We start from the raw sequence: 13,034 nt of genomic DNA, 5'->3' as shown, positions 1-13,034 counted from the left end.
CTGTAAAGCTTCCGATGGATTTCGATGAAAAGACAACATTAAATGCTTATTTTGAAAACAAGCACTTAAGAAGACCGTATTTGTAGACACAAATATCCTGATAGATCTTCTGGCAGAAAGGCCTCCATTTAGTAAATTCGCTATTGAGTTATTTGATCTCGCTGAAAGCAATAAAGTTAAACTGTATACTTCATCACATTCATTTGCAACTACGCATTACTTATTGAAGAAATACGTTGAAGAAACTGCATTGCGGAAAATTCTACTTTCCTTATTAGATTTTATAGACCTCATTCCTATTGATCTATCCATTGTCAAAAAAAGCCTTTTATCTAAACATAAAGATTTTGAAGATGCCATCCAGATATTTGCAGCTAATTCTATTGATAACATAGATTTTATAGTAACAAGGAATCTAAAGGACTTTAAAAATGCCGGAATTGCAGTGCTTCCTCCTGACGAATTGCTAAATCATTTATAACTATCACTCCAACAACATAAACACATCTAAAACAAAAAGAAACTCCCCAGCGAAGTACGCAATTGCTTTAAGGCTTTAGTCAGATGGTTCTCCACAGTTTTGGTTGAGATATTAAGTTGGGAAGCTATTTGTTTATGGCTTAAATGTTCTTCGCGGCTAAGCCGGTAAACCTCGCGGCACTTTTCGGGCAAGGTGCTTACTGCCGAGTTTAGCTGCAACACCAGTTCTTTATATTCTATATTCTCCTGCCCGGCAGGTGTTTGCAACCTATCGGCAAGTATATCAAAAACATCGCTCGTTACCGCTCCCGAACGGATCTGCCGGTAAACCTCATACCTGGTAGAAGCGTATAGATACGCCTTTAATGATACGGTTATCCGGATAATTTCCCGGCTATTCCACAGCTTTATAAAAAGCTCCTGGATAATATCTTCGCAGGCCTGGTTATCCTTTAAAACATTATAAGCTGATAGGTACAGTTGCTGCCAGTATTTTTTGTAGATAGCCGTCAACGCGCTTTCATCGCCCGATTTTAATCGATCAACCAGTTGCACATCGCTTATAATTATTTTATCGGTCATCCTAAAACTGCGATAAATTTAATAAAAATTTGAATATTGATTATTGAAATAATAATTAGCCATAAATTCATTTTTCAACCCTTCAAATTCTCAAATTAACCCATTCTTTATAGGTTTTAACTTTCTGCTACGCGAAAAAGAGGTATCGCCCAAAGCCAGGTGCGGTATCATTTGGCATCATGAAAAATGATACCCATGCTGCACCGTTGGCCATCCGTTACTTCACCGATGCCATGCTTCATATTAACCCTATGATACCCTTTACTCCCCTTTGCAGGCCGGTAACTGGTGGTAAACAGTACCATATCGCCTTTGGCCGGTTTTAACACCATCGCTCTTGATTGCTCCCTGGGCTTTTGCTCCAGCAAAATAAATTCGCCCCCTTCATAATCAACACCCGGTTCGTCTAAAACAAATACCGACTGGATGGGGAAAAACACTTCGCCATAAAGATCCTGGTGCATGGCGTTGTAGCCACCTTTCACATATTTTAATATCAGTGGCGTAGGGCGTAATTGTTGGTGCTCATGGCAATGCTGCAATAGTTCATCCAACGTATCGGCGAAACGCAGCTCCTTATTCAATAACTCCATCCAGTTATTGGCTATCGGGGATAAATGAGGATAAACACTTTCGCGCAATTGCTGAATGATTGCAGGCAGCGGGTACGTAAAATATTTATACTCTCCCCGTCCATAATGGTGCCGCTCCATAACTACGGTTTTGCGATACAGATTATCATTGGCATATTGGGCTACCAGGTTATTGCATTCATCCACAGTTAAAACATTTTTAACTAATGCATACCCTTTAATATCCATTTCGGCTTTAATATCCGCCCAGTTTAAACAGTCAATTCTTCCTTTAATTTCCATAGCCATTTATATTGATACCGGGTTATTAACCATTGCAGCCTCCCAGCCTATCATGGCCGATTTACGGGTTGATCCCCAATGATAATGCCCCGATTCTCCTGTCGACCGGATAACCCTGTGGCAAGGGATCAAAAACGCCACCGGGTTGGCACCAACTGCACTGCCCACCGCCCTGCCGGCATTGGGCAGTTGTATATTTTGCGAAATATCCCCATAACTGCACAGGCCACCCATCGGTATTTTCAGTAGCGCTTCCCATACTTTAAGCTGGAAGCTGCTACCCTTTAAGTGTAATTTAATAGCCGGTAATTGCGACCAATCTTTTTTAAAGATATGCAAAGCATCCTGTTGGGCCAGATCAAGCACCTGGGTGTAAGCGGCATTGGGGAAATGCAGTTTCAACTGTTCAAGCGCATCCGCATGGTCATTGGCAAAAGCCATATAACAAATTCCTTTAGCGGTTGATGCTACAATGATATTACCAAACGGACTTTCGGCAAAGCTGTAATTGATACTCAATTCTTTACCCCCGTTCTTGTATTCGGCCGGAGTCATACCCTCAATATTGATAAACAGATCATGCAGCCTACCTGTGCCCGAAAGACCGGTTTCATAAGCGGTATCGAATAAAGTAGCCTGTTTATCTTTCAATATTCCCTTGGCATATTCCAGACTTAAGTATTGCAAAAACTTCTTGGGGCTGATGCCTACCCAATCGGTAAATAAACGTTGAAAATGGAAGGGGCTCAGGTTCACCTTTTCGGCAACTTCATCCAAATTGGGTTGGGTTTTAAAGTTGAGCTTTATGTAGTTTATCGCCCCGGCAATACGCTCATAATTGATATTTTCTTGTGTGTTCATAATKTTATTTATTATTTACAAACAAATGTAGGCCGATAAAGAACGCGATAAAACCCGGAACTTGCTGACATTGATTTCGCCTGAACCGGATTTTTCACCCATTGCCTGTTTTTAATAATGTTCAAGGGGCAGCACCGTCTATCTGCCATCCGCAATATTTAGTTCGATATAATTTTCATTATCCATAGTTTATGACAGTTTTAGTTCAAAGTTAAAAAACAATAACAGATAGTTGAAGGGCAAAAGGTTAACGGTAAGAGGTCCTTTAATTTGCGGCTTTAGTATTTAGGGCGCTAATTTTCGTCCTTCACCTCCTTCAATAATTTACAAAACAGTGAAGTGCCAACCGATGTTACTTACCATATTTGTACCAAACAAAAAAATATGGCTCATCTGTTTTCGCCTCTTAAAATAAAAAATATCGAACTTAAAAACCGCATCGTGGTATCGCCTATGTGCGAGTACTCCAGCGAAGACGGCTTTGCTAACGACTGGCATTTTGTACACCTTGGCAGCCGTGCTGTTGGCGGCGCGGCTTTAATTATTACTGAAGCCGCTGCGGTATCGCCCGAGGGCCGAATTTCTTCTGCCGATCTGGGAATCTACAAGGATGAACACATTGAAAAACTAACACAGATCACCGATTTTATACATGCTCATGGCGCTTATGCCGGCATACAACTTGCGCATGCGGGTAGGAAGGCCAGTCACCAGCAACCATGGCTGGGAGGAAAACAAATCCTCTCTGATCAACCAAACGGCTGGAAATCTTACGCGCCAAGCCCAGTAGCTTTTATCGAAAGTGAAGAAGCTCCGTTAGAATTAGATAAAGCAGGGATTGAAAAAATAAAAGCCGATTTTAAGGCAGCCGCGGCAAGGGCCGTACAAGCTGGTTTTGATATGATAGAGCTTCATGGCGCACATGGTTATTTGCTGCATGAATTTCTTTCACCCGCAAGCAATAAGCGTACTGATGAATATGGTGGTTCGTTCCGAAACCGCATCCGCTTTTTGTTGGAAGTTATTGAAAGTGTGCAGGAAGCATGGCCAAAAGAAAACCCGCTTTTTGTACGCCTTTCGGCAACAGAATGGATCGAAGGTGCCTGGACGGCAGACGACTCGGTAGCGCTGGCTAAAATATTAAAGGATAAAGGTGTTGACCTGATAGACTGCTCAACCGGCGGAAACATTGCAGGCGTTAAAATAGCGTTAAAACCAGGTTACCAGGTTGAATTTGCAGAGAAAATTAAAAAAGAAAGTGGTATACTTACCGGTGCAGTAGGTTTAATAACCAAAGCACACCAGGCCGATGAAATTATACAGGAAGGCGAGGCCGACCTTATATTTTTAGCCCGCGAAATGCTGCGCGACCCGCATTTTCCGCTGCGTGCAGCACATGAACTTGGGCACGAAGTAAAATGGCCTGTTCAGTATGAACGGGCGAAATGGTCGTGAGGGGGGAGGAAGTCCATAGTCTATGGTCGATAGTCCATGGAGTATGGGATCCAATTATTATTAAAGCACCAAAAATAAACCTATGGATCATCGATTATGGTCTATAGACTAAACAAAAACCATAAACAATAAAAACTACAAACTATGAAACGTACAGCAAACGCCCATTGGAATGGCACTTTACAGGCCGGCAGCGGAGAGATTACCACGCAAAGCACCGTGCTTAACAAAACACAATACTCGTTTAAAACCCGCTTCGCCGATGGCGTTGGCACCAACCCCGAGGAGCTGATTGCTGCCGCGCACGCAGGCTGCTTTACTATGGCTGTTGGCGCTGCCCTGTCACAAGCGGGCTTTACTCCCGGCGATTTGACCACCGATGCTATCCTTGACCTGGATATGCAGGCATTAAGCATCACCGGTATCCACCTGGAATTGAAAGCATCAGCTATTGATGGTGTTGACGAAGCCAAATTTAAAGCCATTGCCGAAGACGCTAAAGCAAATTGCATCATTTCAAAAGCACTGAGCGTACCCTTTACTTTGAATGTTACTTACGCGTAAGTAAGATCTGATTCGATTCATCTCAACAACAACCATGTCATTGCGAGTGTAGCGCGGCAATCGCGAACTGTGCAGGTTCACTCTGTATAGTATGCGATTGCTTCGTTCCTCGCAATGACATAGATTATATTAAAAAATAACGCTGATAGTCAACAACTTACAAATGCATCATTATAAGGCACGAAGCAATTACAAATTATTATTTTAAGCGCCTGTTATTTTTGTATCAACGCCAATAACCCCTGCGGTGTTTCGTAAGTTGAKCCTTTGTAATCCATTGCCTTAACACCTACACAAACAGTATCAACGGCATTATTGGCACGAGTGATATAAATTTTACCCCTCACATCGGGCTGAGCGCCTTCGCCGGCCAGTTTCATACCAGTTAACAGTTGCATTACGCTATCTATACCCGGTGTTTTTGTAAAATTTTTAACTTTCCCTTCCGGGAAATAAAAATCAAACTTATCGCAGGTAATCCTGAACTGTGTTTCGCGCCCCAGCTCCGTAAATTTAAATTGAATGCTTTTAACAGCCTCATCAGGGTTAGTTTTTGGCTTGCAGGCTGAGAGGACGAGAACAGTAAGCAGAATTGCAATATTAGGAACTTTCATGGTCGGTAAAAATTTAAAGGCAACTTTCTAATTAAACAAAACACATTATTAAAGATACAATAGCAGGGGACTGTTTCGTACTGCTTAAACCTAATTATTAATGGCAATATTTCTTCTTTAAACCGGTAGCCGGTGTATAATCTAATGCTTCAGACTTTAGTATATAGCTGCAAGCCTCATCAATGTTTCCAAGCACAATGTCACATAAAGCCATCTTGTAATAAAGGTCTCCCTGGGCATAGCTTTTTAAAGCTTTATTAAAATTAAAAAGGGCAAGCATGTAATCTCCTTTGTACATAGCATCCGTACCTAATTCCGAATACCGCTGGTAAACGGGATATTTTGAATAGTTTGTAAAATAAATTTCTTCTTTCATTTGTACGTCAACCACCCTACCATTATGAGTTGCCGGTATCCATTTTTTTTTATTCCTCCCAAACACCTTGGTAAACTGCTTGTCAAACTCGGGATTAATTCCATTTATAACTTGCAGGTTTTCGGCCTCACCTGCTTTATTGATTGTAAAGGTTGCTAAAAAGTGGTCATTTATAGGAGTTTGCCCCTGTAATCCCTTAACTGCATCTGATGCTAATTGCCTAAACCCTTTATACTCTATAAAGCTGGCATAAATTTTTTCACTGGCTCTGTAAAGTGTATCTGTTCCCTTTACCGAAACCACGTCATTCGCCGTTAAAGAAATTGATTTTTGATAAAACGGTTCGGCAGCAAAGTAATATCTCAGACAATCCGGATTGTCGAAACCACCATTTAATTCCTGTATAAAGATTAGCGAATCTGTAGTCAGTTTTTCAATTAGTACATGGTTAGCTCCATATTGTAAAATGTTATTATTTACTTTAAAATCGTGACTGCCGCCCTTATAATCGTAACTGTATGCCAGAGCAAACTTATCTGGTGCCGTAAAACTGAATTTAAGGTACTCGTATTTCCTGGTATCATCATCAGTGAACTCTCTACCACTTTTATAAGTTACTTTTGTTTTTACCCAGTTTCCGTAAAGCTGGTTTTGCGTTTGCGCTATAGAAGTTAAGTACACAAATAGCATCAAAAGCGTAAAAAGATATTTCATGAAATGAATATTGTGATTTGGTTATTTAAAGATAGAACAGAATCGGGAATCAAACGATATAAGTCAGGTGAAATATTTTTTTTCACTTTAACACGAATGTCATCAATTCATGCTAATCAAAAAGTTCCACTTTCAGGGGGCTAGGGCCCCCCTACTTCAACACATCCAAAACCCTGAACATCTTTTCTTTAATTCCCCGGCCCGATCCGCTAAAGTTATTCACCATTATAGAGAAGCAAAGCTCTCTCCCGTTATGGGTTTGATAACCGGCGTAGCAGAGCACATTGTTGATGCTCCCGCTTTTCATTTTCATGTTGTTGTAAACGGGCAGGCTCTCATACAGATCGGCAAACCAGCTTTCTTTTTTGGCCGATTGCAGGATTTTGGCCAGCGTGCCGGTAGTTACCCTGTCGCCGGGCGAAAGGCCGCTGCCATCGTAGGTATTGATGGTGTTCGGGTCGATCCCCCTTGCCTTCCAGAATTTTTGGACCTCATCTACACCGTTTAATGTGGTTGGCTTTCTGCCCTGTTTCCAGGCTATGGTTTTAAGCAGTTGCTCAGCATACAGGTTTACGCTTTTTTGGTTGAGCCAGTAAATGATCCTGCTCAAGGGCGGCGACTGAATAGTTGTAAGGTTTTTTGAAATCAGGGGCGCCTGTAATCCTTTTGCCGTTAGTGTGGTAACAGATTCGGGATCATTGCTTACAGTGATTCCCAGTTTTTTCAGTGTATCCGCCAAACGCAGGGCGGCATCATAGGCGCCATCTGGCAAAGCAGCCGAGATGCTTTTTTTCTCCTGGTCGATTGCGTAGCTGCCACGCAGGTACATCACTTTACCGCCTACGGGTAAAAAGGCGTATGCATTATCGCCACTGCCCGATGAACCGTTTACCAGTTCGCTTTTAAAAGTAAGGTATGGAATGTTGGGTACAGTATGCGCGATGCCAACCGGGTTACCCACCGCACCGGTGCGCAATTTAATATCAAACTGGTTTTCGCGCCAGCAAAGGCCCGATGTTCCGGCGCCGTAATAGTTGCCTATATCCTGCCAGATCCAGCCTTCGGGAATAGATTGTGTACCGAAGATGCTGTCATCGCCAATAATTCTCCCGTTTATTTTTTTAATGCCAGCGGTTTTCAGGGCATCGGTCATCAGGGCCAGTACATGAGCCTCTTTGGTTTGCTCGTATCGCCAGCTGCCCAGGGTTGGGTCGCCCGCACCTTTGATGATAATGTCGCCGTTAAGCGTTCCATCGGCAGTAATTCCGCCGCTGTAACCCAGCTGCGTTTGGTACCTGAAATCGGCGCCCAAAACATTAAAAGCGGTAATGGCGGTAATAGTTTTAAGGGTTGATGCCGTAGCCAAACCCATGTTGGGGTTAGCGGCAAACACCTGCTCGCCGGTTTTAGCATCAAGCACAGTTAATGATAGCGATGCATAAGTACACTGACTATCGGCCTGTAACCTGCTAAAAGCTGCTGATATTTTTTGCTGCAGGTCCTGGGCGTAAACCTGCCCGCTTAAAATAAATAAACTAACTATTAATAACCGCTTCATCCTGCTTTTTAACGTTCCCTTTGGTGATATAATATATCGGGATACCTATCAATACGATAATTAAGCCCGGCCAGGTAAATTGTGGTTTATAAAGGATCAGCAAAATACAAAACGCGATGCCCATCACAACATATATCGCAGGTAACACCGGGTAACCAAAGGCTTTATACGGACGCTCGGCATTAGGGTGTTTGGCTCTTAAAATATAAATACCAATAATGGTAAGCACATAAAATATTACCACCACGAAGGAGATCATATCTAACAGATCGCCATACCTGCCGCTTAAACAAAGTACCGATGCTACCAAAGCCTGTATCCATAAACCAAACTCGGGCACTGATGCTTTATTTAGTTCGCCGGTTTTTTTGAAAAACAGGCCATCTTTTGCCATGGTATAATAAACCCTTGCGCCTGCCATAATCAACCCGTTGTTACAGCCAAAAGTTGATATCATAATCATTATAGCGATGATAACTGTTCCTGTATTGCCAAAAATAACCTGTGATGCTGCTACGGCAACACGGTCTTTAGGCGCGGTAGCTATTTCATGCAATGGTAAAACACCGGTATAAACCACGTTGGCTGCAACATAAATAATGGTAACTATCATAGTACCAAAAAACAGGCTTAATGCTACATCCCGTTTAGGGTTACGCATCTCGCCCGCTATAAAAGTTACATTATTCCAGGAATCGCTGCTGAATATAGAGCCCACCATCGAGGCTGCTATTGCACCAAGCCCTGCTGCCAGGGTTACGCTTGTAAAGCTGCCATCGGTGTTTAATTTGTGCAGGTTCCAGGCATCGCTCCAGTTGGCATGCCATATTTCGGGTTTTAAAGCCACAAAACCAAAAATGATAAGCCCGAATAAACTTAACAACTTGGTTAAAGTGAAGGTAGTTTGTATCAGTTTACCGCTTTTCACCCCGCGGGTGTTAATAAAGGTAAGTAATACTATTACACCTATTGACACCAACTGAGCCGCGCTGATTTTGACAAAACCCTGTTGAAAAAGTATATTGTCCTCACTCACAGCGGGGATTAAATACGCAGTAAACTTGGAGAATGCCACCCCAACCGCGGCGATAGTTCCCGTTTGGATCACTGCGAAAAAGCTCCACCCATATAAAAAGGCGATGAGTTTGCTGTAAGCTTCTTTTAAATATACATACTGCCCGCCTGCTTTTGGATACATGCCGCTTAGCTCGCCATAACTTAAGGCAGCAGTTAAAGTCATGAAACCGGTTATCAACCAAATGGCTATCAGCCAACCTGCCGAGCCAACATTACGTACAATATCAGCAGCAACTATAAATATACCTGAGCCTATCATGGAGCCTGCTACCAGCATGGTGCCGTCAAGCAGGCCAAGTTCATGTTTCATTTTGGGTTGTCCGGGATCTTTTGCCATAAATTATAAAAGGGTTTAAAGTCCTAAACTATTCAAAAAACTTTAATATTGACAGGCTATTTTAAAGAAAATAAAATTACTATTTTGCAAGCACCAATTACACCTGCAATACTATACACCAAAACATTAGTACTTTATAAACCAAATTTGCTACTATGGATTTTTTGAACGCTTACTTAATTTATTTAATTCCGGTTTTCGGGCTCACCGGCATTGCCGCAATGGCCATAAAAGCAGCATGGGTTACCAAACAGGATGCCGGTGACGGCGACATGGTAAAGCTATCCGGCTATATTGCCGATGGGGCGATGGCCTTTTTACGTGCCGAGTGGAAGGTACTCGGTGGTTTTGTTTTTATTGCAGGTATCCTGCTGGCCTGGAGCGGCACTACCGTAGCTACATCAAGCCCGGTTATTGCCGTCTCATTTGTAGTAGGTGCATTTTTATCGGCCTTTGCGGGTTACCTGGGCATGCGTATTGCTACCAAAGCCAATGTGCGCACTACACAAGCCGCACGTACCAGCCTTGCGCAGGCTTTAAAAGTATCATTTACCGGCGGTACCGTAATGGGTTTGGGTGTTGCCGGCCTGGCCATCATTGGCTTAGGCTCCCTGTTCATTGTTTTTTACACGGTTTATGTTAAAAATACAGGAGGCACTGTAAATGGCGAGGCCATGGCAAAAGCATTGGATGTTTTAGCCGGATTTTCGTTAGGCGCCGAATCCATTGCGCTGTTTGCCCGTGTGGGCGGCGGTATTTATACCAAGGCCGCCGACGTAGGTGCCGACCTTGTGGGTAAGGTTGAAGCCGGGATTCCCGAGGATGATGTGCGTAACCCCGCCACCATTGCCGATAACGTAGGCGATAACGTGGGTGACGTTGCCGGTATGGGTGCCGATTTATTTGGATCATACGTGGCAACTATGCTTGCTACCATGGTTCTGGGTCGTGAAATTGTATCGCATGATAATTTTGGAGGCATAGCCCCAATATTGCTGCCAATGGTTATTGCGGGTTTAGGCCTGATATTCTCGATAGTTGGTGCAGCTATGGTGAAGATCAAAAACGAAACAGATAGTGTACAAAAAGCTTTAAACATAGGTAACTGGACATCTATCATTTTAACTGCCATTGCCACTTATTTTGTGGTACAATGGATGTTGCCTGCTGATAGCTTTCACATGGTACGCGATGAGGATGCCAGCCATGTTGTAAAAGCCGGGTCGCTGGTATTTACCAAAAACGGTGTTTTCATGTCGATAGCAGTGGGTCTTATAGTTGGTACATTAATGTCGATTATAACCGAATACTATACAGCTATGGGTAAACGCCCGGTGCTGAGCATTATCCGCCAGTCATCTACCGGGCATGCTACCAATATTATTGGGGGTTTGGCCGTGGGTATGGAATCAACCGTGCTGCCTATCCTGGTTTTAGCATCGGGTATTTATGGCTCGTACCATTTTGCGGGTTTGTACGGGGTATCTATAGCCGCTGCTGGTATGATGGCTACTACGGCCATGCAATTGGCAATTGATGCCTTTGGCCCTATTGCTGATAACGCCGGTGGTATTGCCGAAATGAGCCGCCTGCCCGAGGAAGTACGCCATCGTACAGACAATTTAGATGCCGTAGGTAACACTACCGCCGCTACAGGCAAAGGTTTTGCCATTGCATCTGCTGCGTTAACCTCGCTGGCCCTGTTCGCCGCCTTTGTGGGCGTTGCAGGCATCGAGCATATTGATATTTACAAGGCCGATGTTTTGGCCGGTTTATTTGTGGGCGGCATGATCCCTTTCATCTTCTCGGCATTGTGTATCTCGGCAGTAGGCCGTGCAGCTATGGCGATGGTAGAAGAAGTTAGGCGCCAGTTCCGCGAGATCCCGGGCATTATGGAGTACACTGCCAAGCCCGAGTATGAAAAATGTGTGGCTATATCAACCAAAGCCTCTATCCGCGAGATGGTTGCGCCGGGATTGATCGCGCTCATTACACCTATCATTATCGGTTTCTCTTTCGGTCCCGAAGTATTGGGCGGCTTATTGGCAGGTGTTACCGTATCCGGTGTGCTGATGGGGATCTTCCAGAGCAATGCCGGCGGTGCATGGGATAACGCTAAAAAATCATTCGAAAAGGGTTGCATGATCAATGGCGAAATGCATTATAAAAAATCAGAGCCGCATAAAGCATCAGTAACAGGTGATACCGTGGGCGATCCGTTTAAGGATACCTCAGGCCCGTCAATGAATATCCTGATCAAGCTGATGTCGATCGTGTCGCTGGTTATTGCACCGCATTTGAATGCAAACCATGTTGCGCCAACTGCCATGAAACAGGAGGTTAAAAAGCAGGTTGTTATACAGGCTTATACTTCGCCTGTAATTAGGGTGGATAAAAAAGGATAATATCGTTTTCAATATATGGAAAGCCACCTGGTGAGGGTGGCTTTTTTTATAAGTGTTCCATCTGGGGGCAGTGGAACACCCCGAACGCTCTGGAACGTATTATAGCTGATTATCAACAACTTAAGCTTTTTTAAAATCAACAAAGACCGGAACACTTATACAACTGATAATCAACATTATAAACCTAAAAATTAACTTATGGTTAAAATCAAGCTGCCGATCTGCACTCCAATATCTGAAATTTATCTCGCGCAAAGACGCAAGGACGCTAAGTGATTTGCTTCTTTTTTCTTTGCGTCTTTGCGTGAAAAACTTCTCCATAAATCTGTTCAAAACCTAAGCATTAAATGCACGAACCCTACTTTTATCTTTGTTGATTAATTTCTATATACTGTTCCTCTCTTCACTATAATTATACTTTTTTGAAGAAAAATCAATTTATATCGGGATATATGGAGTTAGATTAATTGGAAACTTATCATCCGCTTGCCTTACCGGTCCGGCAAACTTTGGCCTCAATTTGGCAAAATGATGTTTTAAAAAATTTGTCATCCTGAACGCAGTGAAGGATCTATTCGCAGACTGTACAGGGCGAAGAAGCATGGCGAATAATAGATCCTTCACTCCGTTCAGGATGACAAAATGTTTTTTCTGAAAACACGTCATGGGTAGCCTGTCGAAGCATAGCGGGCAAAGGCCTTTCCGCACGAGTCTTCGACAGGCTCAGACTGACAGGCCTTTACCCCTTGAAAATCGAATAAGTCATGGGTAGGCACGAAGTAATCCCCGCCTTGCTGAATAGCTTTGCAAATCCGAACTGTATTGTTTGGGATTGCTCCGGGCATCGCAACAACGATCTGCTTTTTTATTTTTCAAACAACTTCTTAGCTAAATACTTCATTTTCAAACTATAATTTGGGTAATTTAATCAAGTCCATTGTTACATTCTGCTCTTTATCTTTTCAATAAATTTAAGTACGTTTGGGGAAATGTGAATTTTTAATTTTTTTACGACTGATCTTACTAATTAAACATGAAGTTATTTATTAAAAAACCTATTGCGCAGTTAATGGCTGCATCAAAGGAAACTGAGAAAACGCTGAAAAGAACTTTAGGCGTTGGATCGCTTATAGCAC

General features: G+C 43.0%; 10 protein-coding genes and 1 pseudogene. 4 read left to right on the top strand and 7 right to left on the bottom strand.

The annotated features are described in order from the left end of the window. Positions 1-88: 88 nt before the first annotated feature. Positions 89-481 (top strand): annotated as a pseudogene (locus tag AC1DPZ_RS13510) (type II toxin-antitoxin system VapC family toxin); the annotation flags it as partial. 26 nt (positions 482-507) lie between these two features. Here the strand turns inward: AC1DPZ_RS13510 and AC1DPZ_RS13505 are convergent. The 3 genes from AC1DPZ_RS13505 to AC1DPZ_RS13495 all read right to left on the bottom strand — a co-directional run bounded on the left by AC1DPZ_RS13505 (position 508) and on the right by AC1DPZ_RS13495 (position 2,798). Beyond that, positions 508-1,062 (bottom strand): RNA polymerase sigma-70 factor, encoded by a 555-nt coding sequence (locus tag AC1DPZ_RS13505; RefSeq protein ID WP_477404152.1) that lies wholly within the window; start codon positions 1,060-1,062, stop codon positions 508-510. 167 nt (positions 1,063-1,229) lie between these two features. Next, positions 1,230-1,937, bottom strand: a complete 708-nt coding sequence (locus AC1DPZ_RS13500; RefSeq protein ID WP_477404150.1) for a 2OG-Fe(II) oxygenase — start codon at positions 1,935-1,937, stop codon at positions 1,230-1,232. A gap of 6 nt (positions 1,938-1,943) precedes the next feature. Next, the gene (locus tag AC1DPZ_RS13495; protein ID WP_477404148.1) at positions 1,944-2,798 is read right to left on the bottom strand and encodes a bifunctional helix-turn-helix domain-containing protein/methylated-DNA--[protein]-cysteine S-methyltransferase; all 855 of its coding nucleotides are present in this window, start codon (positions 2,796-2,798) and stop codon (positions 1,944-1,946) included. A 384-nt stretch (positions 2,799-3,182) separates the two neighbouring features. Here AC1DPZ_RS13495 and namA point away from each other — a divergent pair, with 384 nt between their 5' ends. Beyond that, positions 3,183-4,253 (top strand): NADPH dehydrogenase NamA, encoded by a 1,071-nt coding sequence (gene namA, locus AC1DPZ_RS13490; RefSeq protein ID WP_477404146.1) that lies wholly within the window; start codon positions 3,183-3,185, stop codon positions 4,251-4,253. Between the two features lie 144 nt (positions 4,254-4,397). Continuing rightward, positions 4,398-4,817 carry an OsmC family protein gene (locus AC1DPZ_RS13485; RefSeq protein ID WP_477404144.1) on the top strand — a complete coding sequence of 140 codons (420 nt, stop codon included), beginning with the start codon at positions 4,398-4,400 and terminating at the stop codon, positions 4,815-4,817. 215 nt (positions 4,818-5,032) lie between these two features. On the opposite strand, the gene AC1DPZ_RS13480 is transcribed toward AC1DPZ_RS13485, so the two are convergent. The 4 genes from AC1DPZ_RS13480 to AC1DPZ_RS13465 form a co-directional block, all read right to left on the bottom strand. Then, positions 5,033-5,431, bottom strand: a complete 399-nt coding sequence (locus AC1DPZ_RS13480) for a hypothetical protein (protein WP_477404142.1) — start codon at positions 5,429-5,431, stop codon at positions 5,033-5,035. A gap of 97 nt (positions 5,432-5,528) precedes the next feature. Beyond that, entirely contained in the window at positions 5,529-6,521 is a 993-nt protein-coding gene (locus AC1DPZ_RS13475; protein ID WP_477404140.1) for an energy transducer TonB, read from the bottom strand. 151 nt (positions 6,522-6,672) lie between these two features. Then, entirely contained in the window at positions 6,673-8,079 is a 1,407-nt protein-coding gene (dacB, locus tag AC1DPZ_RS13470) for a D-alanyl-D-alanine carboxypeptidase/D-alanyl-D-alanine endopeptidase (RefSeq protein WP_477404138.1), read from the bottom strand. Then, entirely contained in the window at positions 8,057-9,493 is a 1,437-nt protein-coding gene (locus AC1DPZ_RS13465; protein ID WP_477404136.1) for an APC family permease, read from the bottom strand. Before AC1DPZ_RS13465 ends, dacB begins: the two co-directional genes overlap by 23 nt. A gap of 155 nt (positions 9,494-9,648) precedes the next feature. Here AC1DPZ_RS13465 and AC1DPZ_RS13460 point away from each other — a divergent pair, with 155 nt between their 5' ends. Beyond that, entirely contained in the window at positions 9,649-11,898 is a 2,250-nt protein-coding gene (locus tag AC1DPZ_RS13460; RefSeq protein ID WP_477404134.1) for a sodium-translocating pyrophosphatase, read from the top strand. The last annotated feature ends 1,136 nt before the right edge of the window (positions 11,899-13,034 follow it).

The organism is Mucilaginibacter sp. P4_G9, assembly GCF_056400985.1.
This window is presented reverse-complemented; position numbering and strand designations above follow the sequence as displayed.

What these genes read in the sequence shown, in the direction of transcription:
- dacB (WP_477404138.1), bottom strand. Translation starts at nt 8,079, where the DNA reads ATGAAGCGGTTATTAATAGTTAGTTTATTTATTTTAAGCGGGCAGGTT.
- AC1DPZ_RS13465 (WP_477404136.1), bottom strand. Translation starts at nt 9,493, where the DNA reads ATGGCAAAAGATCCCGGACAACCCAAAATGAAACATGAACTTGGCCTG.
- namA (WP_477404146.1), top strand. Translation starts at nt 3,183, where the DNA reads ATGGCTCATCTGTTTTCGCCTCTTAAAATAAAAAATATCGAACTTAAA.
- AC1DPZ_RS13505 (WP_477404152.1), bottom strand. Translation starts at nt 1,062, where the DNA reads ATGACCGATAAAATAATTATAAGCGATGTGCAACTGGTTGATCGATTA.
- AC1DPZ_RS13500 (WP_477404150.1), bottom strand. Translation starts at nt 1,937, where the DNA reads ATGGAAATTAAAGGAAGAATTGACTGTTTAAACTGGGCGGATATTAAA.
- AC1DPZ_RS13460 (WP_477404134.1), top strand. Translation starts at nt 9,649, where the DNA reads ATGGATTTTTTGAACGCTTACTTAATTTATTTAATTCCGGTTTTCGGG.
- AC1DPZ_RS13485 (WP_477404144.1), top strand. Translation starts at nt 4,398, where the DNA reads ATGAAACGTACAGCAAACGCCCATTGGAATGGCACTTTACAGGCCGGC.
- AC1DPZ_RS13495 (WP_477404148.1), bottom strand. Translation starts at nt 2,798, where the DNA reads ATGAACACACAAGAAAATATCAATTATGAGCGTATTGCCGGGGCGATA.
- AC1DPZ_RS13475 (WP_477404140.1), bottom strand. Translation starts at nt 6,521, where the DNA reads ATGAAATATCTTTTTACGCTTTTGATGCTATTTGTGTACTTAACTTCT.